Genomic DNA, 26,579 nt, shown 5'->3' on the forward strand with positions numbered 1-26,579 from the left:
CAAGCGCTTACATGTTGCGGCGGTACTGCCCGCCCACCTCGAACAGGGCGGTGGTGATCTGGCCCAGCGAGCAGACGCGCACGGCGTCCATCAATTTTTCGAACACGTTCTGGTTGTCGATCGCCGCTTGCTGCAGGGCGGCCAGCGCGGCCGGTGCTTCTGCCGCGTGCTCGGTGTGGAAGGCGTCCAGGCGCGTCAGCTGCGATTGCTTTTCGTCGTCGGTCGAGCGCGCCAGTTCGATCGTGGCCGGGGCTTCGGCACCTTTCGGATTGCGGAAGGTGTTGACGCCGATGATCGGCAGCGAGCCGTCATGCTTCTTGTGCTCGTAGAGCATCGACTCTTCCTGGATCTTGCCGCGCTGGTAGCCGGTTTCCATCGCACCGAGCACGCCGCCGCGTTCGGCGATGCGCTCGAATTCCTGCAGCACGGCTTCTTCGACGAGATCGGTCAGTTCGTCCATGATGAACGAGCCCTGATTCGGGTTTTCGTTCTTGGCCAGGCCCCATTCGCGGTTGATGATCAGCTGGATCGCCAGTGCCCGGCGCACGGATTCGTCGGTCGGCGTGGTGATGGCCTCATCGTAGGCGTTGGTGTGCAGCGAATTGCAGTTGTCGTAGATCGCGATCAGCGCCTGCAAGGTCGTGCGGATGTCGTTGAAATCGATCTCCTGCGCGTGCAGCGAGCGGCCCGAAGTCTGGACGTGGTATTTCAGCTTTTGCGAGCGGTCGTTGGCGCCGTACTTGTCGCGCATCGACACGGCCCAGATGCGGCGGGCGACGCGGCCCAGCACAGTGTATTCCGGGTCCATGCCGTTCGAGAAGAAGAAGGACAGGTTTGGCGCGAAATCGTCGATGTGCATGCCGCGCGCCAGGTAGGCTTCGACAAACGTAAAACCGTTCGACAGGGTGAATGCCAGTTGCGAGATCGGGTTCGCGCCGGCTTCGGCGATGTGGTAGCCCGAGATCGACACCGAATAAAAATTGCGCACCTGGTGGTGGACGAAATACTCCTGGATGTCGCCCATCACCTTCAACGAAAACTCGGTCGAGAAGATGCAGGTGTTTTGCCCCTGGTCTTCCTTCAGGATGTCGGCCTGCACGGTGCCGCGCACGTTCGCCAGCACCCATTCCTTGATCTTCTGCGCTTCGTCGGAGGTCGGCTGGCGGCCGTTATCAAGCACGAACTTGTCGATCTGCTGGTCAATCGCCGTGTTCATGAACATCGCCAGGATGGTCGGCGCCGGACCGTTGATGGTCATCGAGACCGAGGTGCTCGGGCTGCACAAATCAAAGCCGTCGTACAACACTTTCATGTCATCGAGGGTGGCGATCGAGACGCCCGAGTTGCCTACTTTACCGTAGATGTCAGGGCGCAGTGCCGGGTCGGCGCCGTACAGGGTGACTGAGTCGAAGGCGGTCGACAACCGTTTGGCGTCCATGCCGGTCGACACGAGTTTAAAACGTTTATTGGTGCGGAAGGCATCGCCTTCGCCGGCAAACATACGGGTCGGGTCTTCGCCTTCGCGCTTGAAGGCGAACACACCGGCGGTGAAGGGGAAGGAGCCCGGCACGTTTTCCAGCATCAGGAAGCGCAGCACTTCGCCATGGTCTTCATACTTCGGCAGCGCGACCTTGCGGATGGTGGTGCCGGACAGGGTTTTTTGTACCAATCGGGTACGGATTTCCTTGTCACGGATTTTGACCACGTAATCGTCGCCGGCATAGGCGGCCTGCATGTCGGGCCACATGGCCAGCAGTTTCTTGGCGCCGGCGTCCATCGCGTTGTCGCGCTCGGTGATCAGGTCGTCCAATACGACTTCACGGTTGGCGGCAGCCAGCATGCGTTTCGTTTCGCTCAGTTGCTGGCGCTCGCGCGCGAGTTTGACCTGTTTGGTCGTATTGCGATGGTAGCCGCGCACGGTGTCGGCGATCTCGGCCAGGTAGCGTGCGCGCGCCGGCGGCACGATCACGTTCTTGCCGCTGGAATGCTTTTGCTCCGGCACGGCCAGCTTCGATGGCGCCACTTGCAGGCCCAGTTCGGCCAGTTTCGGCAGCAGGCCGTGATACAGGGCGGTGACGCCGTCGTCGTTGAAACGCGAGGCTTGCGTGCCGAACACCGGCATCTGTTCCGGGCTGTGCGACCACAGTTCGCGGTTGCGCTGGTACTGCTTCGCGACGTCGCGCAGCGCGTCCTGCGCACCCTTGCGGTCGAACTTGTTGATGGCGATGAAATCGGCGAAATCGAGCATGTCGATTTTTTCCAGCTGCGAGGCGGCGCCGAATTCCGGGGTCATCACGTACATCGAGGCGTCGACGTGCGGCACGATGGCGGCGTCGCCCTGGCCGATGCCCGAGGTCTCGACGATCACGAGATCGAAGCCGGCGACCTTGCAGGCGGCGATCACGTCCGGCAGTGCGTGCGAAATCTCGGAGCCGGCTTCGCGCGTGGCGAGCGAGCGCATGAAGACGCGCGCTTGGCTGTTCCACGGATTGATCGCGTTCATGCGGATGCGGTCGCCGAGCAGGGCGCCGCCCGACTTGCGGCGCGACGGGTCGATCGAGATGACAGCGATGTTCAGGCGGTCGTTCTGGTCGAGGCGGATGCGGCGAATGAGTTCATCGGTGAGCGAGGATTTGCCGGCGCCGCCGGTGCCGGTGATGCCCAGCGCCGGCACTTTTAGCGTATCGGCCGCTTCGACGATCTGCCTGCGCAGGTCCGGGTCGGCTTTGCCGTTTTCGAGGGCCGTGATCAGCTGGGCCAGCGGGCGGTGGCGTTCGGCGATGTCACCGTGTTGGAGCGCGTCGATGCTGGTCGGCGCATAGGGTGACAAATCGATGTCGCAGGCTTCGATCATCGAGCGGATCATGCCTACCAGGCCCATGCGCTGGCCGTCTTCCGGGCTGAAGATGCGGGTGACGCCGTAGGCGTGCAGTTCTTCGATCTCGCTCGGCACGATCACGCCGCCGCCGCCGCCGAAGACCTTGATGTGGGCGCCGCCGCGCTGGCGCAGCAGGTCGATCATGTATTTAAAGTATTCGACGTGGCCGCCCTGGTAGCTGGAAATGGCGATGCCTTGCACGTCTTCGGCCAGCGCCGCGGTGACGACGTCGTCGACCGAACGGTTGTGGCCGAGGTGGATGACTTCGACGCCGTTCGACTGCAGGATGCGGCGCATGATGTTAATCGAGGCATCGTGGCCGTCGAACAGCGACGCGGCGGTGACGAAGCGGACCTTGTTGGCGAGCTTCGGCTCTTGCAGCTCGAGTTTGGCAGCGGTGGTGATGTCGTTCATGGGGTTCCTTCAGAAGTCGGACGGCGGACAGGTTCGTCTTGTACGGTATATGACGTTAACGTTAACGTCAAGTTCGATCAAACGAGTGAACGCGTGGAGTCCTGACTCCACGCGGTACAACGTTAATGATTACGCGGCGCGCTTGATGACGCTGCCGCTCAGCAGCTCACTCTTGCGCACCCGGAAGGCCTCAACCGCCTTTTCCTTCACGTGGCCGAAGCCGCGGATCTGTTCGGGCAGGTTCGCCAGCTCGACGGCGGTCGCATACGAAGCGCTGCTCAGGGAAGGCAGCAACGCTTCGATCATCTGGCGATACTCGACGATCAGTGCGCGTTCCATCTTGCGCTCTTGCGTGCGGCCGAAGACGTCGAAGGCACCGCCGCGCAAGCCTTTCAGCCTGGCCAGCACCTTGAAGGCCCCCAGCATCCACGGGCCGAATTCGGCTTTCACCAGGTTGCCCTGCGCATCCTTTTTCGCGAACAGCGGCGGCGCCAGGTTGAATTTGAATTTGAAATCGCCTTCGAACTGGGACTTGACCTGTTCCAGGAAGCGGCCGTCGGTGTACAGGCGCGCCACTTCGTATTCGTCCTTGTAGGCCATCAGCTTGAAGTAGTACTTCGCGACGGCCAGCGATAGTTTGTTGCCCAGGCCCGCAGCGGTTTCCGCCGCGCGCACGCGCTCGACCAGCGCTGCGTATTGGCCGGCATAGGCCGCGTCCTGGTAGGCGGTCAGCGCTTCGATGCGCTTCTTGATGACCGTATCGAGGCTTTGCGGCATCTGCACCAGCACGGCCTGGGCCGGCGTCGCGATTTTTTCGACGCGCTTGACATCGACCGCGGCGCGGCGGCCCCACATAAAACTCTTCTTGTTGGAGGCGACGGCGACGCCATTCAGCTCGATCGCGCGCATCAGGGAGGCTTCGGTAAGTGGGATGCGGCCCTTCTGCCAGGCGTACCCCATCAGGAACAGGTTGGTGGCGATCGAATCGCCCATCAGCGCGGTGGCGAGTTTGGTGGCATCGACGAAGTCGGCACCGCTGGCGTCGCCCACGGCTTCGACGATCAGGCCGCGCACATCTGCCGCTGGGAACTGCCAGTCGGCGTTCTGGGCAAAGGTACCGGTCGGCTGCTCGTGCAGGTTGACGATGGCCAGCGTGCGGCCCGGACGCATCTTGGAAATCGCGTCGGCGGCGCCGGTGGTCAGCATGTCGCAGCCGAGTACGAGATCGGCTTCGCCGGTGGCGATGCGCTGGGCGCGCAGGCGTTCCGGCGTCGCCGCGATTTTCACGTGCGAAGTGACGGAGCCGTTCTTCTGGCTCATGCCGGTCATGTCGAGCACCGAAGCGCCTTTCGCTTCCAGGTGCGCGGCCATGCCCATCAGCGCGCCGACAGTGATGACGCCGGTGCCGCCGATACCGTTGATCAGGATGTTGTACGGATGCTCGACGCTCGGCAGCATCGGCTCGGGCAGCACGCCCCAGCCATCGTCATCGCCTTTGCTGATGCCGGTCTTGCTTTTCTTGAGCGTGCCGCCTTCGACCGTGACGAAGCTCGGGCAGAAGCCTTTGGTGCACGAATAATCCTTGTTGCAGGACGACTGGTCGATGGTGCGCTTGCGGCCGAAATCGGTTTCTTTCGGCAGGATCGAGACGCAGTTCGACTGGATGCCGCAATCGCCGCAGCCTTCGCAGACGGCTTCGTTGATGACCATGCGCTTGGGCAGGTCGGGGAACTCGCCTTTTTTACGGCGGCGGCGCTTTTCGGCGGCGCAGGTCTGGTCGTAGATGATGACGGAAACGCCCGGCAGCTCGCGCAGTTCGCGCCCGATGGCGTCCATCTCCTTGCGGTCGTGCAGGGTGACCAGGGCGGGCAGGGCGGAACGGTCGGTGTAGCGCGACAGGTCTTCCGTTACGAGGGCGATGCGTTTCACGCCCTCGGCTGCCATCTGCTGGGCGATCATCGGTACCGAGGTCTGGCCGTCGACCGGCTGGCCGCCGGTCATGGCAACGGCGTCGTTGTACAGGATTTTATAGGTGATGTTGACCTTGGCCGACACCGCGGCACGCACGGCCAGGTAGCCCGAGTGGAAATAGGTGCCGTCGCCCAGGTTCTGGAACACGTGCGGCACTTTCGAGAACGCGGCCTGGCCGATCCAGGGGGCGCCTTCGCCGCCCATGTGGGTGGTCAGCTTGTTCATCTCGGGGTAGATCGAGGTCGCCATCACGTGGCAGCCGATGCCGGCCAGCGCGAAGGAACCGTCCGGCACCTTGGTCGACGTGTTGTGCGGGCAGCCGGAGCAGTAAAACGCCGGGCGGAAGGGCGTGGTGATCGCCTTTTGCAGCACGGCGTCTTTCGCATCGAGGAAGGCGAGACGTGCCTTGATCAGGTCGCGCGTGGTTTCGTCGTTGACGAGGCGCGCAATGCGGCCGGCAATCACACGCGCGACCTGCGCCACCGAGAAGTCGGCCTTCGGCGGCAGCAGCCAGTCGCCGCGCGGCGCGACCCATTCTCCCTTGTCGTCGAACTTGCCGATGATGTGCGGACGCACGTCGTCGCGCCAGTTATACAGCTGTTCTTTCAATTGGTATTCGACGACTTGCCGCTTTTCTTCGACCACCAGGATCTCGTCCAGGCCCTGGGCGAATTCGCGCACGCCTTCGGGTTCCAGTGGCCAGATCATGGCGACCTTGAACAGGCGCAAGCCGACCTTGGCCGCCATGGCTTCGTCGATGCCCAGTTCTTCCAGCGCTTCCAGCACATCGAGGTAGGATTTGCCGGAGGCAATGATGCCGAGCTTGGCGTTCGGGCTGTCGATCGTGGTGTGATTCAGTTTGTTTTCGCGCGCGTAGGCCAGGGCCGCGTAGATCTTATAGTCCTGCATCAGCGCTTCCTGATTGCGCGCCTGCTGGCCCAGCGGCACCGAGGACAATTTCGTATTCAGGCCGCCTTCGGGCATGGTGAAATCGCGCGGCAGTTTGACTTGCACGCGGTGCGGGTTGGCGTCGACCGAGGCGCTCGATTCGACGGTGTCGGCCAGCGCTTTGAAGGCGACCGCGCAGCCGGAGAAGCGCGACATGGCCCAGCCGTGCACGCCGAGGTCGAGGTATTCCTGGACGTTGCACGGGTACAGCACCGGGATCATGCAGGCCGAGAAAATGTGGTCGGACTGATGGGGCAGGGTGGAGGAATATGCGCCGTGGTCGTCGCCGGCCACCAGCAGCGCGCCGCCGTTCTTGCTGGTGCCGGCATGGTTCATGTGTTTAAAGACGTCGCCGCAGCGGTCGACGCCTGGACCCTTGCCGTACCACATGGCGAACACGCCATCGTATTTGGTCGGGCCGATCAGGTCGACCGTTTGCGTACCCCAGACGGCGGTGGCGGCCAGGTCTTCGTTCACGCCCGGCACGAACTGGACGTGGCTGGCTTCCAGGTGGCCCTTTGCTTTCCACAGGGTTTCATCTAAACCGCCCAGCGGCGAGCCGCGGTAGCCGGAGACGAAGCCGGCTGTGTTCAGGCCGGCGGCAGCGTCGCGCTCGCGCTGCATCATCGGCAGTCGCACCAGGGCCTGAATACCCGACAGGAAGATGTTGCCCGACTTCGCGGTGTATTTGTCGTCCAGGGTAACAGTGGTCAAACGGGACGGGGTTGCATCCTGCGCGGCTTGCGGCGCGACGGTATCGGGCATACGGACTCCATGGGTGATCGAGGGATTTCCGCCTTGGCCGCTGCGCCGGGTAGGCGCGCTGGAGACGGAAGTTTGTCGCGGTTGGCAACGGGCGCGTGGAGTGTAGGGGCTGCGTGCCGGCAGGGGAAATACGGATTGCGGATGGGGGTATAAGAAAAAATGATACCTGTTATTCGCACAGCCGCGCGCCGGGCCAGCCGCCATCAGCACACAGCATTTCGGTCACTTGCTGCACCAGGCGGCTGATCGCCGCTGCCGCATTCGTCAGCGGGATATTGCGCGAGGCGCACAGGGTGACGCTGCGCCGGATTGGCGGATTCTCGATCGGAATCGCGGCCAATGCGCCACTGTCGATCTCCATCCGCAGCGGGGCTAGCGGCAGCAGGGTGGCGCCCATATCGGCCAGCAGGGCGGATTTTAAGATTGCAATCGAGTTGATTTCGATCAGTTTACTCAGCGCCAGGCCTGCGCTGGCCGCCGCGCCCTCGATCAGTGGCCGTACTCCGTGCTGCTGGGCCGGCAGGATCAGGGTGGTGCCGAGCGCGGCAGCGAGCGTGATTGCCGCTCCCTGCGGTCTTGCAGCGGAATCGGCACGGCAGATGTACAACAAATCTTCTTCGACCAGGGGCGTCGCTTCGAAGCCGCCGAGCTGGCCGTCGTCGAACAGGACGGCGAGATTCAGGCGGCCCGATTTCAGCTGTTCGATCAGGTTGCCGGAAATTTCCTCGGTCAATTGCAGGGTGATTTCCGGATAGGTGGCACGCGCGGCGATGAGCAGGGGTAAGGCCAGGGCCCCGGAAATGCTGTGGGGCAGGCCGAGGGTGACGCTGCCGGAAGGGCGCGTGGTCGACTGGGTGACGGCCGCGCGCGCATCGGCAACCTGCTTCAGGATCGCCTGGGCGTGTTCGTAAAAAATTTTTCCGGCATCGGTGCTGAGTACGCCGTGTGTGGAACGGTGCAGTAATTGGGCGCCGAGTTCTACCTCGAGCTGGCGCAACTGCTGGGTCAGCGCGGGCTGCGCCACGTGCAGCACCAGGGCTGCGCGTGACAGCGAACCGTGGTCGACGATGGCGACGAAATAGCGGAGTTGGCGTAATTCCATAAAGACTATTCTGTGCCGGGCTACAACACGTCAAGACGAAAAGTTTATGTAAGGAAATGAAATTGAATATACTTGGCCTTCCGTCGCGGTGGCGGAGATTACCATATCGCCGGATCCTGGCATGCTCAAGAAAATCGATTCCTCCCAGCTGCGCGTCGGCATGGCCATTCACGACCTCGACTGCGGCTGGATGGATCACCCCTTCGTGCGTGCCCGGTTCGTCCTGGCCAGCGAAGACGAGATCGGCAAGATCACCCGCGCCGGGATTCGCCACGTCGTCATCGATTGTTCGAAAGGGCTCGATGTACGGGAAGCGCCGACGCTGGCCGAAGCGCAGGCGAAAACCGAAGCGGAAGTGACGGCGATCGCCGGCAAGCCCATGAAACCGGTGCGCAGTACCCTGGGCGAGGAGATGCAGCGTGCGGTCGGCATCCGGCGCCAGGCGGTCAACCTGGTGCGCACCGTGATGCAGGACGCGCGCCTGGGCAAGGCGGTGCAATCGGAAAACGTCGCGCCGGTGGTGCAGAACATTACCGAATCGATCTTGCGCAACAGCGGCGCCTTGCTCAGCCTGATGCGCATCAAGACCAAGGACGACTACACTTTTTTGCATTCGGTCAGCGTGTGCACCTTGCTGGTGGCATTCTGCCGTTCGCGCGGCATGGACGAGGATACGATTTACCAGGCCGGCGTCGGCGGCCTGCTGCACGATACCGGCAAGGCGCTGGTGCCCGACGCCATCCTGAACAAGCCCGGCCGCTTGACCGACGAGGAATTCGCGGTCATCAAACGGCACCCGCGCGACGGTTATGACTTCCTGCGCCAGACCCCGGAAATCGGCGCCATTCCCCTCGACATCACGCTGCACCACCACGAACGGCGCGACGGCAGCGGCTACCCGGAGATGCAGAACGCAACGGAGATGTCGGAACTTGCGCAGATGGCGGCGATCGTCGACGTCTATGATGCGATCACCTCGGACCGCTGCTATCACAAGGGCATGCCGGCCGCCGACGCGCTGCGCAAGTTGTACGAGTGGAGCAAGTTCCACTTCGATCCGGGCCTGACCCAGGAATTCATGCGCTGCGTCGGCATTTATCCGGTGGGTACGATGGTGATGCTCGAGTCGGGCCGCCTCGGCGTGGTGGTGGAGCCGCACGAGAGCAACCTGCTCACGCCGAAGGTCAACGTGTTTTTCAATACCCGCAGCCAGACGTACATCCGCCCGGAGCTGCTGGACTTGTCGCGCGCGTTCGGCTTTGGCGGCGGCGACAAGATCGTGCGTCACGAATCGCCGGAGACGTGGCGCGTCGATCCGGACAAGTTCCTGCTGGTTCCTTAAAAAAACTCGGCGGTGTCGTTCGAGGTCACCGTCTGCAGCAATCCGCGCTCGACCAGTTCGTTGTAATGGCAGACCTGGTTGCGGCCATGGGTCTTGGCGTGGTACAGCGCCTGGTCGGCGTGGCCCAGTGTGACCACGGGCGAGTCGTAGGGGCTGAGGCTGACAAAACCGACACTCACCGTCACGCGTCCCACCTGCGGAAACTGGTACGCGGCGACATTGCCGCGGAAGCGGTCGATGATGCGGCGCGCATTCTCCAGCGTCGTTGCACGCAGCAGCACGACAAATTCTTCGCCGCCGAAGCGAAACACGCGGTCCTGGGCGCGAAACGATGCCTGCAGCTGGTTGGCGATCAGAATCAGCACTTCATCCCCATACAGATGGCCGAAGGTGTCGTTCACCATCTTGAAATGGTCAACATCGACCACGGCCAGCCATCCTTGTTCCTCACCACCGCTTTTCTCTCCCCCGCTGCAGCGCCGTTCCGGCAGGCCCGCCAGCGGCGGCTCGGGCTCGGCCGGGCATTGCAGCATGCGTGCGAGCTGGTCTTCGAAGGTCTTGCGGTTGAGGAGGCCGGTGAGCGAATCGCGTTCGCTGTAGTCGAGCAAATTCTGAAAATTGCGGTAGACGCCGACGATACCGGCCACCATGTGAATGGTGGCGGCCGGGAAGGGCGCGTCGCGCACGATCTCGAGGCAGGTATCGGCCCTATCTCCGCACCAGATCGGCAGCCATAAGGTGCGGGTGCAACCGGGACCGCAGGCTTCGACGCTGGTGTCATGGCGCGCCAGACAGGCTGCCAGTTCCGGGTAGGCGTCGAGCGGCTCGCCGGGCGTACTGTTGTCGTGCAAGTCTTCGACGCGGGCACTGGCGCCGATGACGATGCTGGCGCGGACCCGCACGTAGCGGCATACGCCGGCGGTCGAGATGGACAACACGCGTGTCTGGGCAGCGGCAGCCAGTTCCTGCACTGCCGCCACCACCGAGATGTCGAGCATTGCATGGTCGCGGTGGCCGGTCATGTCCACCATGTGTCTTAGAAGGGAATGCATGTCGTTCTCAGAAATGTAATCAACCCGCCATTGCTTCCCAAGACTGTCGCCATGCACGAATTTCCCAGAAGCAAGCGAAACAGCATAATCGGTTTTTGTTATCCGAGCAATATTTGCGCCTGCATTTTTACCCTGATCGGCAGCCCATGCGGATACATACGATCTGGATCAATGTTTTTAGGAGGTAATTAATTCCACGCGGAAACCTTGCTTACAGTCAACTTACTGTACAGCATCATCTTTTATAGTGAACTCACTGCAGCGGAAACGACAAAGCGCAGTTAGCTGCGTCAAGGAAGCTGACGACCACTGCAGGTTGTTCTTATAAACCACCATTGGAGTTTATTATGAAAACGATCTTTACCTCTGTGCAAGCTTTTATCGCTGACGAAGACGGCGTTACTGCCATCGAGTACGGCCTGATCGCTGCGCTGATCGGTGTCGCAATGGCAGCGACTGCCGCGGCACTGGGTTCCGAGATCAACACGACTTTTCAAACTGTCGTCAACAAGTTGAAAGGTCAGTAATTAAGTAGTTGTGCCCTCCGGATTTCGGTCCGGAGGGCTTTTTTTTTGGGGGAGTCCGATCATGCCCATTCCACTTTGGCTCGACCTGTTCTTGACTATTCTCGTTGTTAGCGCGGCGACGACCGATCTTGCGATCCGCAAAATTCCCAATCTCTTCCTACTGCTTGCCTGGTGCGCCGTAATGGGTCTGCACCTGGCCGACACGGCGCCTGTGTTGCCCGCCATTGGCACCGCCCTAGGTGGCGCGCTCGTCGGGTTTGCGCTCTTCCTACCCTTGTATGTCGTGCGCGGCATGGCTGCCGGCGACGTCAAGCTGATGGCGACTGTCGGCTTGTTCCTTGGGCCGGCGGACACAGCGCAAGCGTGCATCCTGACCTGGTGCGTAGGGGGCGTCATGGCGTTGGTAATGATCTTGTTTACCCGCCGCTGGTCTGATGCCTATGCCAATGTGCGCAGCCTGCTTTTGCCGACGTTGCGCATCGGTCCCACCGTGCAGGCGGCAACGCAGGTGCGACCCAGTGCCGGCGCCATGCCATACGGGCTGGCAATTGCGGTGGCCGCGCTCTGGCTAGTGGGAGATCGATATTTTCATTGAAGAAATAACTTGCTTACAGTCAAGTTTCTTTAGGGAATCATATCTTATAGTGAACTCACTGCAGCGGCTATGACCGAGCGAGGATGGCAAGTAGGAAAATTTTTTAATCGCTGCAGATCGTCCTCATAAACCACCATATGGAGTTTGTCATGAAAACGATCCTTACCGCAGTGCAAGCTTTCATCGCTGACGAAGACGGTGTTACCGCCATCGAGTATGGCCTGATTGCTGCACTGATCGGCGTTGCAATGGCGGCCACCGCCAAAGCGTTGGGGAGTGAAATCAATACGACATTCACGAGTGTCGTGACGAAAATGAAAAATCCGTAATGAGATGGATTGCCCTCCAAATATGCCTGGAGGGCTTTTTGAACCACATCAAGCATGCCCATGCACTTGATGTTGGCAGAACGTTATTTCCAAGAAGGTAACCGCTTGCTGCTTCTCAATGGCCAGAAAGACCCGGTAGCTAGAATGAATTCAATATTCCGAGGGAATTTTCCTTACGAATGCTAGGAGAAAGACGATGAACGAAACGCTGTCCTTTGCAGCATCCGGTACGGTGTCTGCAACCTCTTCGGCGCCAGCCGGTGAGGCAGAGGTGACAGCGATCCTACCGCGCCAGCCACGGACCGTCAGCGACACCGGGCTCGATCTGCGACTCCTGACTACGCTCGTGCTCAAAATGCTTCATGTTACCGGCCGTGCCCCACTGCCGCTGTTGTCAGGAAAACTGCGTCTTTCCGTCAGCGTGCTGCGTGAAGTGCTGGTTGCCATGACGGCCGAGCAGCTGGTTGAGGTGGCATGGTCCGGCGATTCCGACATCGATGTGCAGTATCAATTAACCTCCATTGGCGAACCTGCCGCGCTTGCTCGTCTGGCAGAGTGCAGCTATATCGGACCTGCGCCGGTGACGCTACTTGCTTACCACGCGATGGTAGCGCGCCAATCCCTGCGCCAGCCAGTGCTGCGCCACGCCAAACCTCAAGGAGCGCAGTCGTCTTCCATCGGCCGTTTGACGCCAGCGGAATTGGCCGCCGTCATGGCCGAAGACGGTCTCGATCCATCTTTGCGTAGCTTGCTCGGCGCAGCCCTGCATGCGCAACGTCCGCTGCTCTTGCACGGTCCGTCCGGCTGCGGCAAGACAACACTGGCACGCAAGCTGGCGCGCTTGCTGCCGGGCGCGGTCGCGGTGCCGTACGCGGTCCTGATCGGAGGGCACATTGTTCCATTCCACGATCCGCTGCGCCATCCAGCGCCGTTGCCGCTGGGACGTCATCAGGAAGACCGCCGCAGTTGCGATGCACGTTGGGCAATCTGCCAACGCCCGCTGGTGCATGTCGGCGCGGAACTCGAGGCATCGATGCTCACGCTGCAAGTCGATCGCGCCAGCGGTACGCATCGTGCGCCACTGCAACTGCAGGCCAACAACGGCATCCTCGTGCTTGACGATCTCGGTTATGCGCGTACGCCTGTGGCCGAGCTGTTGGCGGCCTGGCGTGGCATGCTCGACGGCAGTCCCGCCCGCTTCGGAAGCGACGGACATGGCGAAGCCATGCCTTTCGATGCGATGCTCGTTCTCGTCACTGATCTGACGCCGGCCAGCGTGTTCGATGCTGCCTTGCTGCGCCGTATCGCTTACCGCGTCGACCTCGGGCCACTGACCGAACCGGCCTACCGCGCTTTGCTGCGCCGTACCAGTGGGCTGCTTGGCGTCGACTGCGACGAGACCGTGGCCAACCACCTGATTACACGCCTGCACCGTGCCAGCGGCATCCCGCTGCTGGCTTGTTATCCACACGAGCTGCTCGGCCGTGTGCTCGACTTCGCCGGTTTTGCCGGCACCCAACCCCGCCTGACGATCGCTGCCCTGGAGCAGGCGTGGAACAGCATCTGCACCAGCGGCAGCGCCCCGGCCCCGTGCCCCGTCGCAGGAATCGAACCATGAAAAACAAGCGCGCCCTTGTCGTGATGGCCATTGCCATCCTGTTCGGCCTGACCGCCGTGATCCTCGCTTCACGCTGGCTATTGCTGCAGCCGACCGCCAGCGCCGGACATATCGCGGTCGCCGCGACTGATATCAACTTGGGCCAGCGCCTGACACCGGAAATGGTCAAGCTCGCCGAATGGCCCGCCGACAGCGTACCCAAGGGCGCCTTTACCGATCCGGCGAAGCTGGCCGGCCGGGTGCTCAAGAGCAGCATGCTGGCGGGCGAACCGGTAAGCGAAGCGAAGCTGGCGCCGGCGGGCACGCTCGGCGGTCTGTCGGCCCTGATCACCGAAGGCAAGCGCGCGATCACGGTGCGCGTTAATGACGTCATTGGCGTAGCAGGCTTTACGCTGCCGGGAAACTACGTGGATATCATCGTCAGCACTGCAAAGGATCCGACGCCCGAAACCAACGCCCGCGAACAAAACATTTCGAAGATCGTGCTCGAACGCATTCTGGTTCTGGCAGTGGCACAGGAAGTCAACCGCGACGAAACCAAGCCGCGCGTGGTGAACGCCGTCACGCTCGAGGTCACGCCGGAACAGGCCGAGAAACTCGACCTAGCGCGCAGTGTCGGAACGCTGTCATTGGCACTGCGTAACCAGGTCGATCCGCAATCGGCCCAGACCGAGGGCGCCACCAAACTGACCTTGCTGCCGGTTGCAGCGCCAGTCGTCAAACCGGCTGCGCCAAAGCCAGCCGCCACGGCCCGCCGTCCTGTGAAGCCCATCGTGCACCGGGTCGCCACGCCACCCGTACGCCGCAATTGCGTCACCGTCATCAATGGCCTGCATTCCTCGCAAGAGTGCCTCTGATCCCTTTACCGTGTCAGGTGAAATCATGAACACCAGTTCAAAACCGTCCGGCTACTCCATTCATCCGCGCGCCGGCCTGGGTTCCCTGTTGCGCCAATGCGCGCTGGGCGGCATGGCTTTGACGCTGGCCGGCGCCGCGCATGCGGCCCGCGTGAATCCCCAGGCCGAGGCCGCGCCGGTTGCCGGCGAGCGTACCGGCGCCGGACCACGCTGCAGCGGCGAAGCGGCTCGTCCTGCCCAGGTTGCGTTGCAGATGGGTAAATCGACCTTGATGCGCCTGCCGGAAGTTGTCCAAAACCGCAGTGTCGGCAATCCGGAAGTCGTGCAGGCGATGCTGGTGTCGCCTGACACGTTGTACATCGCCGGCGTCGACGTTGGTACCACCAACATGATCGTCCAGGGCCGCAGCGGTTTGTGCAGCGTACTCGATATCACAGTGTCGATGGACCCTAGCGCGCTGCAGGCGACGCTGGCCGCCGTCATGCCCGAGGAGAAGGACATTCGCGTACTGGCCGCCGCCGATTCGCTGGTATTGACCGGGACCGTATCGGACGCATCGGCAGTGGCCCGCGCCGCCGAACTGGCCACCGCTTACGTCCGCCGTCCGCTGCGTCCGCTAGGCGCTGTACCGAAGGACCTGGCGCCGAACGGCGCGGATGCTGCGGCCGCTGTGGCCGGTCCACGCCTGGTGAACCTGCTCGCGGTGGCGGCGCCGCAGCAGGTACAACTTGAAGTGAAAGTGGCCGAGGTGTCCAAAAGCCTGCTCGAAAAGCTCGAAAGCGGCACCAACTGGAGCTTTTTTGGTGCCAGCAGTTGGGCAACCACGCTGGCGACGAACTTCCTGAGCGGCACCCTGAAAAGCGAATTGGGTTCAAAGCGCCCGAACGGCAACGGTTATGGCGTCGCCGCCCAGACCCAGGACAGCCTGGTGCGGGTGCTGGCCGAGCCGAATGTCATGGCCATCAGCGGCCAGGAAGGCAGCTTCCTCGCAGGCGGCAAGTTTTACATACCGGTGGCACAGGACAACAACCGGATCACGCTGGAAGAAAAGGAATTTGGGGTCGGGCTGCGCTTTACCCCGACAGTGCTGGGCGGTGGCCGGATCAACTTGCGTGTCGCCCCCGAAGTATCCGAGCTGTCGCGCGAAGGCATCGGCATCAATGCCACGGGCCTTAACGCCAGTGCAATCCTGCCGGTCGTTACCACGCGCCGTGCCAGTACCACGGTGCAGCTGTATGACGGCCAAAGTTTCGCCATCGGTGGCCTGATCAAGAACAACCTGGTGACCGGGCTGAAGGGACTTCCGGTGCTGGGCGAGGTTCCTGTGCTGGGCGCGCTGTTTCGCAGTACCGACTTCCAGCAGGACCGCACCGAACTCGTCTTCGTGATCACGGCGCGCCTGGTCAAGCCATTGACGGCCACGGGCTATGCACTGCCGACCGATGGCGTCGAAGCCCCGTCGCGCGCCGCGCTCATGCTTGGCGGCCGGCTTGAGGGTACGGCAAAGCCACCGGCGCCAAGCGCGCGCACCGGCCAGAGCGTCGACGGATTCGAACTCAAATAGGAGACGGCAATGTTCACCAGGACAATCGCAGGAATCGTGGCGCTGCTGCTGCTGCAAGGCTGCTCGACCGCGCCGCGCTTCGAAAAAAACTTTGGCATGGCGGTACGTGCCAACCTCACGGCGCAAACGGTCGATCCACGCGCGGCGGCCAATACCAATCCTGCCAACGGCATCGACGGGCCGGCGGCACGCGCCGCGCATGAGCGCTACCAGCGTTCCTTCATCCAGCCTGACGCCGCGGCCAGCGTGCCGCTGCTCAATACACTCGGCGGCGGAAAATAAGCTGAGCGGCGCGCGGCTGCAATTCCTCCGTCATTTTCAACCCAAGTGCGTCCACGAGGATTGTCATGAAAGCCCTTCTGATCAGCCGCGACAGCCTGCTGTTTGCCGAACTCGCCTCCCAGGGCGCGGCACGCGTGCCGCCGCTGAATGTCGCCAACAGCCGTGTTTCGATGCGCGAGGCGCTCGACCGGCCGTTGGGGGAGGCGCCAAGCGTGGTGATTGTCGATGCCGGAGACGGAACACCTGACGATGCCAACCTGCTTGAACGCATGGCACGCCAGTTCCCGGAAGCGCAATTCATCCTGCTCACTAGCGAGCATCAGCCTGAATTCCTGATTCGTGCGATGCGCGCGGGGGTGCGCGAAGTACTGCAGCTGCCGCTGGTGCACCGGGCCTTTCACGAAGCGATGGACCGCATCGCCACTGCTGCCGGTGTCGCCCAACTACGCGACGGCAAGGTACTCGCTTTTATCGCCTGCAAGGGCGGCAGCGGCGCCACCTTCATTTCGACCAATTTTGGCTATGCGCTGGCCACGCTGGCCGAAAAGAAGGTCCTCCTGATCGACCTGCACGGCCAGTTCGGCGACGCCGCGCTGTATGTCTCGGACCAGAAGCCGGCGATGACGCTGTCCGACGTATGCGAACAGATCGCACGTATCGACGGCCCATTTCTCGACTCCTGCCTGGTGCACGTCACACGCGGCTTCGGCGTGCTGGCCGCAGCCGACGACCCGTCACAGGCGAAGGAAGCCAAGCCGGAACACATCGACGCGATTTTGCGCGTGGCACGCCAGCACTATGACTACATCGTGCTCGATGTCGGCCGCCAGATCGACGCCGTCTCGCTGCGCGCGCTCGACAGCACCGATACCATCTACCCGGTGCTGCAGCTGGCGCTGCCCGACATCCGTGATGCACGCCGGCTGCTCGACATTTTCCGCTCCCTCGGTTATCCCCTCGAGACGATCCGCCTGATCGTCAACCGCTACGAAAAAGGCGGCCGCCTGCGCCTGCCCGACCTGCACGCGTCGCTCGGCTGCGAAGTCGTGCATACCGTGCCGAACGACTACGTCGCTGTCACCGATTCGGTCAACCAGGGCGTCCCGGTTCTCGAACTGTCACGCACCAGCGCCGCGGCGCGCAGCCTGGCCGACCTGGTGGAACTGGTCACCGCGCGGCGCGCCCCTGAAACCCGTGGCTTGTTCGAGCGCCTGTTCGGGCGCGGGGAAGCCGAGTATTGATTTCGCGAGGAGAACTCCATGTCGTTGCGTGAACGCCTTTCCATTTCGGACGATGACCGCAAGGCCGGCGTGCTGCCGGCTGAAGCCGGCAACGGCGCTTATCAGGAATTGAAAAAGATGATGCACCAGATGATCCTCGACCGGATCGATCTGGAACGCCTCAAGCGCCTGACCGCCGAGCAGTTCAAGCACGAGCTGGCACTACTCATCCAGCGCATCATCGAGGAAGAGCGGATTGTCCTCAACCAGCATGAGCGTCACAATCTCGTGCTCGACATTCAGCACGAAATGCTCGGCTTCGGTCCGCTCGAACCGCTGCTGAACGATCCGACTGTTTCGGATATCCTCGTCAATACGGCCAGCCGCGTCTACGTCGAGCGTCGCGGCAAACTGGAACTGACCGACATCATCTTCCACGACAACGCCCACCTGATGAAGATCATCGAGAAGATCGTTTCGCGCGTGGGACGCCGCGTCGACGAATCGAGTCCGATGGTCGATGCGCGCCTGCCCGACGGCTCGCGCGTGAATGCGATCATCCCGCCACTGGCAGTCGACGGACCGATCCTGTCGATCCGGCGCTTCGGCGCCTCGCCGTTGACGGTGCAGAACCTGCTCGACTACAGGAGCGTGACGCCGCCGATGATGAAGGTGCTGCAAGGACTGGGAATCGCCAAGATCAACATCCTGATATCGGGTGGCACCGGCAGCGGCAAGACCACGATGCTCAACCTGCTGTCCGGTTTCATCCCCGCCAACGAGCGCATCGTCACCATCGAAGACGCAGCCGAGCTGCAACTGCGCCAGCCGCACGTGGTGCGTCTTGAGACGCGGCCGGCCAACATCGAAGGCAAGGGCGAGGTCACGCAGCGCGCACTGGTCAAGAATGCGCTGCGCATGCGTCCCGACCGCATCATCCTCGGCGAAGTGCGCGGCCCCGAGGCGCTCGACATGCTGCAGGCGATGAATACCGGTCACGAAGGCTCGCTCGCGACGATCCACTCGAATACCCCGCGCGACGCCTTGTCGCGCCTGGAAAACATGGTGGGTATGGCTGGTGTCAGTCTGACGCCGCGTGCGATTCGCCAGCAGATCTGCTCGGCGGTGACGGTGGTGGTGCAGGCTGCACGCCTGATCGACGGCGGCCGCAAACTGGTCAGCATCCAGGAAATCACCGGCATGGAAGGGGAGATCATCTCGATGCAGGAAATCTTCCGTTTCGAGCAGACCGGCGTCGATCGCGACGGCAAGGTGCTTGGCCATTTTTCCGCTACCGGGGTGCGTCCACGCTTCGCCGACCGCCTCAAGATGTACGGCGTCGCACTCCCCGAGGACACCTTCGATCCCGACCGCATTTTCCAATGAACCCGCAGGCTGTGCCTGCAGTGGAGCCGCGCCATGGACCTGCTTTTCTACAGCTTCACCGTGTTTCTGTTCGCCGCCGTGATCCTGCTGATCGAGGGCGTTTATCTGTGGTGGTCGAGCACCCACGGCAAAGCCGCCCAGCGTATCGCGCGCCGCCTGCAGGTCATGTCCGGCGGGATGGGGCGCTCGGGAGAACGCATCTCGATCCTGAAGCAGCGCCGCTTCAGTGCCCATGACGGCTTCGATCGCCTGCTGCACCAGATCCCACCCTTGCAGCGGATCGACGCCTTGCTGGTCCAGGCCGGCAGCGTGCTGACCGTCGAACGCTTCCTCGGCTGTTCGCTGCTGGCATTCCTGCTGGTTTTGCTTGCCAGCACGCGCTGGCCGCTGCCGCTGGGGATACGCCTCGTGCTGATGTTGCCGGCACTTGCCATTCCCTACTTCCTGGTACGGCGTGCACGCACGCGGCGCCTGGGCCGTATCGAGTACCAGTTACCCGACGCCGCTGATTTCATCGCACGCGCACTGCGTGCCGGACACTCGTTTACGAATGTGCTGCAAATCGTCGGCAACGAGCTGCCGGAACCGCTGAGCAGCGAGTTTCGCCTGGCGCGCGAGGAAATCAACTATGGCGTCCCGCTGGCCGAAGCGCTGCATAACATGGCGGCGCGCATTCCCCTCACCGACCTGCGCTACCTGATCATCGCGGTGTTGATCCAGCGCGAGTCCGGCGGCAACTTGGCCGAGATCCTCGGCAACATCAGTACCATTATCCGCAGCCGATTGAAGCTGGTGGCCCAGGTCCGCGTGCTGTCGGCCGAGGGGCGCATGTCGGCCTGGATCCTCGGCCTCCTGCCGTTTGGCGTGATGCTGGTGCTGGCATTGGTCAATCCGGATTACGTCAGCCTGCTGTGGACCGACCCGAGCGGGGTACGCCTGCTGTGGTACGCGGCCGGCATGATCCTATTCGGCGTCGTCTGGCTGCGCAAGGTCATCCGCATTCGCATTTAAGGAGCTGCAATGAATGCCGCACAATTATCGTTCCTGCTGATCGTCTTCGGTATCGTCTGCGCACTCGCCTGGCTGGCGATGATGCTGTTCGCGCCAGAAGCGCTGCGTACCCGGCTGCGCCGTTTCATCGGGAAGTCCGATACCACCCAGCTCGAGTCCGATGGCTGGGTCGAGCGGGTCGCCAAGATCACCCAGCCGCTGACCAAGCTGTCGATCCCGGAAGAGGGCTGGGAAAAGTCGCAGCTGCGCACCCGCTTCATGAATGCGGGCTGGCGCAACCCGGTTGCGCCAGCCCTGTTCTTCGCCGCGAAGACAGCCCTGGCATTGCTCGGACCGGCCCTCGTCGGCGTGCTGGTCGCGACCGCCGTGATTGCACTGTCCGGCCTCCAGCTCCTGTTCCTGCTGCTGTTGACGGCGGCGGTTGGCTATTACATGCCGAACGTTAGCCTGAGCCGCATCGCACGCCGCCGCCAGCGCGAGATTTTCGAGACCTTGCCCGATGCCCTCGACCTGCTCACCGTCTGCGTCGAGGCTGGGCTGAGCCTGGAGCGGGCGTTCGTGAAAGTGGCGGGCGAGATCCATATCAAAAGCGTGACACTGGCCCAGGAGTTGCAACTGGTCCTGATGGAAATGCGTGCCGGCTTCAGCAAGGAACGTGCCTTGCGCAACTTCGCCCTGCGCAGCGGCGTCGACGACGTCGATACACTGGTCGCCATGCTGATCCAGTCCGAGCGCTTCGGTACCAGTGTCGGCGATTCGCTGCGCGTGTATTCGGACAACCTGCGTAACAAGCGGCGCCTGCTGGCGGAAGAATGCGCCGCCAAAATTGGTTTGAAACTGCTGTTCCCCCTCATCTTTTGTATTTTCCCAACGCTGCTGATGGTCCTGCTGGGGCCGGCCGGAATCCAGTTGAGCCGTACGCTCGGCGCCGTCAACGGCGCTCCCTGAACCGAGGAGAATGTCCATGCAAACCCGACGCATCGCCAAGAAAATCTCGGTATTGTGCGCCGCTGCACTGCTGCTCGCCTGCGCCGACGTCTCGCGTCAGCCCGATGCCGCGCCGGCTGCGGATGCCGAGCGCGCATACGACCAGGGGCGCCAGCATCATGTGGCCGGCCGCTACGATGAAGCAATTACCGCCTACCGCGCGGTACTCGCCTCTGCACCACGGCATATCCGCGCGCGCAATGCATTGGCTGCGGCGTTTGCACGGCAGGGCGACTTCGCCCAAGCCATCCCCATCTGGCGTGCGTTGATCGATGAATTGACGCCTGGCACCGGGCCGGACGGCGCCTATCTGTTCGCCAACCTCGGCTATGCCTATCTGCTGGGCGGCGATTTTCAAAACGCGGTGACAGCATTGGAAAAGGCCTGCGTCCTCGATCCACTCGACCATCGGGCCTGGAACAACCTGGGCGAGAGCCTGCGCCGCCTTGGCCACGACCAACGCGCCGCATTGATGTTCCGCCAGGCCGCTACGCTGCGTGACCACGATTTCCGGGGCGATTACGCGACGGTCGGCGGTACGGCGGTGGCCGCCATTGAAGCCGCGGTCGCGCGTCCGGCGCGGCCCGATACCGGCTGGACGGCAACCGAGGTGCGTACCGCCGCCGACGGCACGCTTGAGCTGTTACGTGTGCCGGCGCAGGGCGCGTTGGCGCAACGGGCACCGGCCCCCGCGCCGATCCCGACGGCTCCCCGGTCGCGCCTTGACTTCGTGTTGCTGGAAATACGCAACGGGAACGGAGTGACCGGCATGGCACGCGCGCTGTCGCGCAAGATGGTTGGCGATGGATTGCAAGTAACCCGGCTAAGCAACGAAAAAGGTTTTCAGGTACGGCGTACCCGCATCGAGCATCATGCGGACTACCGCGCTGCTGCCGAACGGCTGGCCCAGCGTCTGGGCGACCGCCAGACGGACCGCTTCGACCCGGTCCAGATCGTGCAGATCGACAATTGCAAGCCCACCGATCTGCGCCTGGTCCTCGGCGAAGATCTGGCACGCGGCCAACTCGTGCTGCGTCCAGCCTTGCAACCTGCTCACACCCTGGCGGTGACGGAGTCGGCAACCAAAGCGCCGTGAGCGCGGCAGCCTGCCACCTTTGTTCTTCGTCAAACGCTGTCGATGCGTCCACCCGAAAATGGAATGATCTTTCATCTCACGGGAGCGTTGCCATGAACATTGCACAGCGTTTCACCTCAGTATTGGCCGCCTTGACGGTGTTCCTGCTGGTTGGTTGCGCGCCGACCAGCACGCGCGAAGGGGCGGGTGAATACATCGACGATACCGTCCTCACCAGCAAGATCAAGGCCGCCTTTGCCGCCGACCCCACTGTGAAGGCCACCGAAGTCAATGTGGAGACATTCAAAGGCACGGTACAGCTGAGCGGCTTTGTCGAGTCGCGCGAGAGCGCCCAAAAAGCGGTACAAATCGCGCGCGGGGTCAAGGGTGTGAAGGAAGTGCGTAACAACACCGTCCTGAAATAAAGGTTGCTTACGCGTGAGAGGGCAAGTGCGGCTCAACGGCGCAGCGCGCGCCTGATCAGCCAACCCGCGCCCAGCAGCGACAGCACCACCACACCAAGCGCAACCTGGCCCTCGTAGATGTGGATCAGGTGCGGCATGTTTGCCTCATGGGCTTGGACCGGGCATGCGATAGAAGCGGCAGCAAAAGTCGCCGCAACGAAGCGATGGTGGCGCAGGGAAGGAGACATCGGCAGTCCTTGTCGAGATGGGAGAGACATCGAACGCAGTTCGATGCCGATACCGACACATCAGCAAGAACCATGCCCTTGTCCAGAACCCCGTTTCTCGTCAGAACACGCGCTAGACGCGCATGGAAAGTGCGCCAACAGAAGCGCAAGATGACGCGCCGCGCCCTGCCGCGGTGCACCAGCTTGTGCACATGATGCGCCCGGGACGAGCATCATCCCAGCGCATCGAGTCCGAAAAGCAAAAAGCCCAACCATGAAGGCTGGGCTTTTGCTCGACTGAATTGGTGCCGGCTGCCGGTTTCGAACTGGCCACCTGATGATTACAAATCAACTGCTCTACCAAATGAGCTAAGCCGGCGTAATCTGTACGGCAGGAATTATAGCGCTATTTGATGCGTGTCAGCGTCGGACGGCCGCCTTTTTTCGGGGGCTCGTTATCGTCGTCGGGCGAATGCGACACCTCTGCCGCAGGCGCCGGGCTGGTGAAATCAGGCACCGCCGACAGCGTTGGCGCGCCAGTGGCAGGTTCGTCTGCCGGTGGCGCCATCTCGGCGGCGGTGGTGCTGACGTCGAAAGCCATGCCTTGACCGTTTTCGTTAGCGTAGATGGCGAGCACGTTTTGCACCGGCACATAGATTTCGCGCGAGACACCTGCGAAACGGGCGCGGAAGTGAATGGCGTCGTTGTCCATTTTCAGCCCGGACGTAGCGCCATAGGCGATATTCAGGATGATTTCGCCCTTCTTGACGTATTCCATCGGAACTGTCGTGGCCGCGTCGACCTTGACTGCGAGATAGGGCGTGAAACCGCTGTCGGTGCACCATTCATATAGCGCGCGCAGCAAATAAGGCTTGGTGGAAATGTCAGGCATGTGCAGATGAAATAAACAATGATCCGTCAATGGGTCGGCGAACGGATGCGCCACCGCAGCCACACACGCTTGCCGCCTGAGTCAATGCCGGCGAACGCGTGTGGAACGTACAAATGCAAGGTGCCAGCTTAGTGCGGAATGTCAAACGACGTCGCAACACTGGCGCCGGAAAAGTGTACCCATGGTGCTTCCGCCAAGCAGCGCGCCATGGGTAGCGCGCTTTAACGGCGCATCACCTTTTCCGATGGCGTCAGCGCTTCGATGTAGGCCGGACGCGAGAAGATGCGCTCGGCGTACTTCATCAGCGGCGCGGCGGTCTTCGACAGTTCGATGCCGTAGTGGTCCAGGCGCCACAGCAGCGGGGCGATCGCCACGTCGAGCATCGAGAATTCGTCGCCCAGCATGTACTTGTTCTTCAGGAACAGCGGCGCCAGCGTCGTCAGGCGGTCGCGGATTTCGGCGCGCGCCTTGTCGTGGGCCTTTTCGTTCGTCTTGTTGCGGTCGCTTTCCAGGACGTGCACGTGGACGAACAGTTCCTTCTCGAAGTTGAACAGCATCAGGCGGGCACGGGCACGCATCAGCGGGTCGGCCGGCATCAGCTGCGGGTGCGGGAAGCGCTCGTCGATGTACTCGTTGATGATGTTCGATTCGTACAGGATCAGTTCGCGTTCGACCAGGATCGGAACCTGGCCGTATGGATTCATCGTCGAGATGTCTTCCGGTTTGTTGAACAGGTCGACGTCGCGCACTTCGAAATCCATGCCTTTTTCGAACAGGACAAGGCGGCAACGTTGCGAGAACGGGCACGTGGTGCCGGAGTAGAGAACCATCATGATTGGCGTTCCTTAAGAAACAAAGGGGCGAGCGCCGAGCGACTCACCCCGAATAATAATTGCCCGTATTATAGCCAAGCGGGCAATGAAAACGAATTACTTCAGATCTTTCCAGTAGGACGCGTTCAATCGCCAAGCCAGGAAAGCAAATACTGACAGGAAAATCAGCACGATAGCACCAAGTTTCTTGCGGGTTCCTTGCGCTGGCTCAGCCATCCAGCTGAGATAGGCAACCAGGTCAGCCGTCGCGGTGTCGAAGTCAGTCGCCGACATGGTTCCCGGCGCCACTTGCTCCCAGCCGGCAAACTTGTGGATCTTTTTGGCAGCGTCGTGCGGATCGGTCTCTTCGACCATTTTGACGGTGCGTACGCCCTGTAATTGCCACATCGCGTGCGGCATGGCCACGTTCGGCACGACCATGTTATTCCAGCCGGTCGGGCGCGCGTCGTCCTTGTAAAAAGTACGCAGATAGGTGTACAGATAGTCGGCGCCGCTGCCGGCCGGCGACGATTTTGCGCGCGCGATCACCGACAGATCCGGCGGCACCGCACCGAACCAGGCCTTGGCATCGTCCGGGCGCATCGCCGTCTTCATCAGCTCTCCCACTTTGTCGGCGGAGAACAACAGATTGGTCTTGATCTGCTCGTCGGACAGGCCGAGATCGCGCAGGCGGTTGTAGCGCATCGACGAGGCCGAGTGGCAATTCAGGCAATAGTTGACGAACAGCTTGGCGCCGTTTTGCAGCGACGCCATGTCGCTGCGCTCGGGCGCGCGGTCCAGTGGAAAGCCGCCCTCGGCTGCGAATACCAGTCCCGGCACCAGCGCCAGGACCGCAATCAGTTTCTTGGTGAAGTTCATGGTTGTCCTTAAGCTTGAGCCTGCGATCAATGCGGATGGAAAGTCACGCGCGTCGGCACCGGTTTGAACCGGCCGGCGGCGCTCCACCACGGCATCAGGAGGAAGAAGCTGAAGTACAACAGCGTGCACACCTGGGAAATCAAGGTATAGGCCGGCGTCGGCAACTGGGTGCCGAGATAGCCGAGCGCCACGAACGACAGGCCGAACAGCGCATACACCCACTTGTGCCAGTCCGGGCGGTAGCGGATCGAGCGCACCGGAGAATGATCGAGCCATGGCAGCAAGGCGATGATCACGACCGACGAACCGAACAGCACCACGCCCCAGAATTTCGCTTCCAGTACCTGCGGCAGCATGCCGATGATCAAAACCAGGGCAATTGCCGCAATCGCGACCTTGGCTTTGAAAGACAGGCGCGACTTCATCCAGATAAAGACGACGTACAGCGCGATCGCCGCCATCAGCACATACATGAAGTCGGCGGTGGTCGCACGCAGCACCGAATAGAAAGGCGTGAAATACCAGGTCGGCGCGATGTGCGGCGGCGTCTTCATCGAGTCGGCCGGAATGAAATTGTTGTACTCGAGGAAGTAGCCACCCATTTCCGGAGCGAAGAACACGACCGCCGAGAAGATCAGCAAGAACATCGAGACGCCGAACAAATCCTTGGTCGTGTAGTACGGGTGCGACGGAATCGCGTCGAGCGGATGGCCGTCAGGACCGATGTGATCCTTGACTTCGATGCCGTCCGGGTTGCTCGAACCGACTTCGTGCAGCGCGATCAGGTGCGCCGCAACCAGGCCCAGCAACACCAGCGGAAGGGCGATGACGTGGAAGGCAAAGAAGCGGTTCAGGGTCGCATCGGAAACGACATAATCGCCGCGGATCCACAGCGACAGGTCGGGGCCAATGACGGGAATCGCGCCGAACAGGTTGACGATCACCTGGGCGCCCCAGTACGACATCTGCCCCCATGGCAGCAGGTAGCCGAAGAAAGCTTCGGCCATCAGGCACAGGAAGATGGCAAAGCCGAAGATCCAGATCAATTCGCGCGGCTTGCGATAGGAACCGTAGAGCAGGCCGCGGGTCATATGCAGGTAGACGACAATGAAGAACGCCGAGGCGCCGGTCGAGTGCATGTAGCGCACCAGCCAGCCCCAGGGTACTTCACGCATGATGTATTCGACCGAACCGAAGGCCAGGTTGGCATCTGGTTTGTAGTGCATCGTCAGGAAGATGCCAGTCACGATTTGCAGCACCAGGATCAGCATCGCGAGCGAGCCGAACAAGTACCAGATATTGAAATTTTTCGGGGCGTAGTACTTGCCCCATTGGTCGTTCCAGAGTTTCGACAGCGGGAAGCGGTCGTCCACCCAGGCCAGTGCCTTGTGGCCGGCCGGCGCGTTGGCCGGCAGTTTCGTTTCCTTGAATGCGGCGCCCAT

22 protein-coding genes and 1 tRNA gene are annotated in these 26,579 nt (G+C 62.0%); 14 read left to right on the top strand and 9 right to left on the bottom strand.

Annotated features, from left to right (window positions below; genetic code table 11):
• Window positions 1-7: 7 nt before the first annotated feature.
• The 3 genes from icmF to AC56LG_RS14715 form a co-directional block, all read right to left on the bottom strand.
• Entirely contained in the window at window positions 8-3,292 is a 3,285-nt protein-coding gene (gene icmF, locus AC56LG_RS14705; protein WP_497166814.1) for a fused isobutyryl-CoA mutase/GTPase IcmF, read from the bottom strand.
• Between the two features lie 129 nt (window positions 3,293-3,421).
• Window positions 3,422-6,976 carry an indolepyruvate ferredoxin oxidoreductase family protein gene (locus tag AC56LG_RS14710; RefSeq protein WP_497166815.1) on the bottom strand — a complete coding sequence of 1,185 codons (3,555 nt, stop codon included), beginning with the start codon at window positions 6,974-6,976 and terminating at the stop codon, window positions 3,422-3,424.
• Window positions 6,977-7,145: 169 nt separating this feature from the next.
• Window positions 7,146-8,078: a LysR substrate-binding domain-containing protein gene (locus AC56LG_RS14715; protein WP_497166816.1), complete on the bottom strand. Its 933-nt coding sequence runs from the start codon at window positions 8,076-8,078 to the stop codon at window positions 7,146-7,148.
• Between the two features lie 121 nt (window positions 8,079-8,199).
• Between AC56LG_RS14715 and AC56LG_RS14720 the strand changes: the two genes are divergently transcribed.
• Entirely contained in the window at window positions 8,200-9,420 is a 1,221-nt protein-coding gene (locus tag AC56LG_RS14720; protein WP_497166817.1) for a cyclic di-GMP phosphodiesterase, read from the top strand.
• On the opposite strand, the gene AC56LG_RS14725 is transcribed toward AC56LG_RS14720, so the two are convergent.
• The gene (locus tag AC56LG_RS14725) at window positions 9,417-10,472 is read right to left on the bottom strand and encodes a GGDEF domain-containing protein (RefSeq protein ID WP_497166818.1); all 1,056 of its coding nucleotides are present in this window, start codon (window positions 10,470-10,472) and stop codon (window positions 9,417-9,419) included. The genes AC56LG_RS14720 and AC56LG_RS14725 overlap by 4 nt on opposite strands.
• Before the next feature lie 347 nt (window positions 10,473-10,819).
• Here AC56LG_RS14725 and AC56LG_RS14730 point away from each other — a divergent pair, with 347 nt between their 5' ends.
• The 13 genes from AC56LG_RS14730 (at window position 10,820) to AC56LG_RS14790 (ending at window position 22,348) form a co-directional block, all read left to right on the top strand.
• Complete coding sequence (locus tag AC56LG_RS14730) at window positions 10,820-10,999, top strand: Flp family type IVb pilin (protein WP_497166819.1); 180 nt, start codon at window positions 10,820-10,822, stop codon at window positions 10,997-10,999.
• A 61-nt stretch (window positions 11,000-11,060) separates the two neighbouring features.
• Window positions 11,061-11,594, top strand: coding sequence for an A24 family peptidase (locus AC56LG_RS14735; RefSeq protein WP_497166820.1), 534 nt, complete (start codon window positions 11,061-11,063; stop codon window positions 11,592-11,594).
• 149 nt (window positions 11,595-11,743) lie between these two features.
• Window positions 11,744-11,923, top strand: a complete 180-nt coding sequence (locus tag AC56LG_RS14740; RefSeq protein ID WP_497166821.1) for a Flp family type IVb pilin — start codon at window positions 11,744-11,746, stop codon at window positions 11,921-11,923.
• 196 nt (window positions 11,924-12,119) lie between these two features.
• On the top strand, window positions 12,120-13,541 hold the full coding sequence (locus tag AC56LG_RS14745) for a DUF8689 domain-containing protein (protein WP_497166822.1): 1,422 nt from the start codon (window positions 12,120-12,122) through the stop codon (window positions 13,539-13,541).
• Window positions 13,538-14,398: a Flp pilus assembly protein CpaB gene (gene cpaB, locus AC56LG_RS14750; RefSeq protein WP_497166823.1), complete on the top strand. Its 861-nt coding sequence runs from the start codon at window positions 13,538-13,540 to the stop codon at window positions 14,396-14,398. Before AC56LG_RS14745 ends, cpaB begins: the two co-directional genes overlap by 4 nt.
• 25 nt (window positions 14,399-14,423) lie before the next feature.
• Window positions 14,424-15,962 (top strand): type II and III secretion system protein family protein, encoded by a 1,539-nt coding sequence (locus tag AC56LG_RS14755; protein ID WP_497166824.1) that lies wholly within the window; start codon window positions 14,424-14,426, stop codon window positions 15,960-15,962.
• Between the two features lie 9 nt (window positions 15,963-15,971).
• On the top strand, window positions 15,972-16,244 hold the full coding sequence (locus AC56LG_RS14760) for a hypothetical protein (RefSeq protein WP_497166825.1): 273 nt from the start codon (window positions 15,972-15,974) through the stop codon (window positions 16,242-16,244).
• A gap of 65 nt (window positions 16,245-16,309) precedes the next feature.
• Window positions 16,310-17,485 (top strand): CpaE/TadZ family protein, encoded by a 1,176-nt coding sequence (locus tag AC56LG_RS14765; RefSeq protein ID WP_497166826.1) that lies wholly within the window; start codon window positions 16,310-16,312, stop codon window positions 17,483-17,485.
• 18 nt (window positions 17,486-17,503) lie between these two features.
• Window positions 17,504-18,850: a TadA family conjugal transfer-associated ATPase gene (locus AC56LG_RS14770; RefSeq protein ID WP_497166827.1), complete on the top strand. Its 1,347-nt coding sequence runs from the start codon at window positions 17,504-17,506 to the stop codon at window positions 18,848-18,850.
• 33 nt (window positions 18,851-18,883) lie between these two features.
• Entirely contained in the window at window positions 18,884-19,861 is a 978-nt protein-coding gene (locus AC56LG_RS14775) for a type II secretion system F family protein (protein WP_497166828.1), read from the top strand.
• 9 nt (window positions 19,862-19,870) lie between these two features.
• Entirely contained in the window at window positions 19,871-20,809 is a 939-nt protein-coding gene (locus AC56LG_RS14780) for a type II secretion system F family protein (RefSeq protein ID WP_497166829.1), read from the top strand.
• 16 nt (window positions 20,810-20,825) lie between these two features.
• Window positions 20,826-21,944, top strand: coding sequence for a LytR C-terminal domain-containing protein (locus AC56LG_RS14785; protein WP_497166830.1), 1,119 nt, complete (start codon window positions 20,826-20,828; stop codon window positions 21,942-21,944).
• Between the two features lie 92 nt (window positions 21,945-22,036).
• Entirely contained in the window at window positions 22,037-22,348 is a 312-nt protein-coding gene (locus AC56LG_RS14790) for a BON domain-containing protein (RefSeq protein WP_497166831.1), read from the top strand.
• 509 nt (window positions 22,349-22,857) lie between these two features.
• On the opposite strand, the gene AC56LG_RS14795 is transcribed toward AC56LG_RS14790, so the two are convergent.
• From AC56LG_RS14795 to AC56LG_RS14815, 5 genes are all read right to left on the bottom strand, one after another.
• Window positions 22,858-22,933 (bottom strand) — tRNA-Thr (locus tag AC56LG_RS14795).
• Window positions 22,934-22,960: 27 nt separating this feature from the next.
• Window positions 22,961-23,446, bottom strand: coding sequence for a ClpXP protease specificity-enhancing factor (locus AC56LG_RS14800; protein WP_497166902.1), 486 nt, complete (start codon window positions 23,444-23,446; stop codon window positions 22,961-22,963).
• Between the two features lie 221 nt (window positions 23,447-23,667).
• Window positions 23,668-24,279 (bottom strand): glutathione S-transferase N-terminal domain-containing protein, encoded by a 612-nt coding sequence (locus AC56LG_RS14805; protein ID WP_056342583.1) that lies wholly within the window; start codon window positions 24,277-24,279, stop codon window positions 23,668-23,670.
• 96 nt (window positions 24,280-24,375) lie between these two features.
• Window positions 24,376-25,137, bottom strand: a complete 762-nt coding sequence (locus AC56LG_RS14810; RefSeq protein WP_192055257.1) for a cytochrome c1 — start codon at window positions 25,135-25,137, stop codon at window positions 24,376-24,378.
• Between the two features lie 26 nt (window positions 25,138-25,163).
• Window positions 25,164-26,579 (bottom strand): cytochrome b, encoded by a 1,416-nt coding sequence (locus AC56LG_RS14815; protein WP_497166832.1) that lies wholly within the window; start codon window positions 26,577-26,579, stop codon window positions 25,164-25,166.

Source organism: Telluria sp. ZB2R32 (assembly GCF_059685715.1).

Bases quoted from the DNA above. Each gene is read 5' to 3' on its own strand.
- icmF (WP_497166814.1), bottom strand. From the start codon at position 3,292: ATGAACGACATCACCACCGCTGCCAAACTCGAGCTGCAAGAGCCGAAG.
- AC56LG_RS14710 (WP_497166815.1), bottom strand. From the start codon at position 6,976: ATGCCCGATACCGTCGCGCCGCAAGCCGCGCAGGATGCAACCCCGTCC.
- AC56LG_RS14715 (WP_497166816.1), bottom strand. From the start codon at position 8,078: ATGGAATTACGCCAACTCCGCTATTTCGTCGCCATCGTCGACCACGGT.
- AC56LG_RS14720 (WP_497166817.1), top strand. From the start codon at position 8,200: ATGCTCAAGAAAATCGATTCCTCCCAGCTGCGCGTCGGCATGGCCATT.
- AC56LG_RS14725 (WP_497166818.1), bottom strand. From the start codon at position 10,472: ATGCATTCCCTTCTAAGACACATGGTGGACATGACCGGCCACCGCGAC.
- AC56LG_RS14730 (WP_497166819.1), top strand. From the start codon at position 10,820: ATGAAAACGATCTTTACCTCTGTGCAAGCTTTTATCGCTGACGAAGAC.
- AC56LG_RS14735 (WP_497166820.1), top strand. From the start codon at position 11,061: ATGCCCATTCCACTTTGGCTCGACCTGTTCTTGACTATTCTCGTTGTT.
- AC56LG_RS14740 (WP_497166821.1), top strand. From the start codon at position 11,744: ATGAAAACGATCCTTACCGCAGTGCAAGCTTTCATCGCTGACGAAGAC.
- AC56LG_RS14745 (WP_497166822.1), top strand. From the start codon at position 12,120: ATGAACGAAACGCTGTCCTTTGCAGCATCCGGTACGGTGTCTGCAACC.
- cpaB (WP_497166823.1), top strand. From the start codon at position 13,538: ATGAAAAACAAGCGCGCCCTTGTCGTGATGGCCATTGCCATCCTGTTC.
- AC56LG_RS14755 (WP_497166824.1), top strand. From the start codon at position 14,424: ATGAACACCAGTTCAAAACCGTCCGGCTACTCCATTCATCCGCGCGCC.
- AC56LG_RS14760 (WP_497166825.1), top strand. From the start codon at position 15,972: ATGTTCACCAGGACAATCGCAGGAATCGTGGCGCTGCTGCTGCTGCAA.
- AC56LG_RS14765 (WP_497166826.1), top strand. From the start codon at position 16,310: ATGAAAGCCCTTCTGATCAGCCGCGACAGCCTGCTGTTTGCCGAACTC.
- AC56LG_RS14770 (WP_497166827.1), top strand. From the start codon at position 17,504: ATGTCGTTGCGTGAACGCCTTTCCATTTCGGACGATGACCGCAAGGCC.
- AC56LG_RS14775 (WP_497166828.1), top strand. From the start codon at position 18,884: ATGGACCTGCTTTTCTACAGCTTCACCGTGTTTCTGTTCGCCGCCGTG.
- AC56LG_RS14780 (WP_497166829.1), top strand. From the start codon at position 19,871: ATGAATGCCGCACAATTATCGTTCCTGCTGATCGTCTTCGGTATCGTC.
- AC56LG_RS14785 (WP_497166830.1), top strand. From the start codon at position 20,826: ATGCAAACCCGACGCATCGCCAAGAAAATCTCGGTATTGTGCGCCGCT.
- AC56LG_RS14790 (WP_497166831.1), top strand. From the start codon at position 22,037: ATGAACATTGCACAGCGTTTCACCTCAGTATTGGCCGCCTTGACGGTG.
- AC56LG_RS14800 (WP_497166902.1), bottom strand. From the start codon at position 23,446: ATGCCTGACATTTCCACCAAGCCTTATTTGCTGCGCGCGCTATATGAA.
- AC56LG_RS14805 (WP_056342583.1), bottom strand. From the start codon at position 24,279: ATGATGGTTCTCTACTCCGGCACCACGTGCCCGTTCTCGCAACGTTGC.
- AC56LG_RS14810 (WP_192055257.1), bottom strand. From the start codon at position 25,137: ATGAACTTCACCAAGAAACTGATTGCGGTCCTGGCGCTGGTGCCGGGA.
- AC56LG_RS14815 (WP_497166832.1), bottom strand. From the start codon at position 26,579: ATGGGCGCCGCATTCAAGGAAACGAAACTGCCGGCCAACGCGCCGGCC.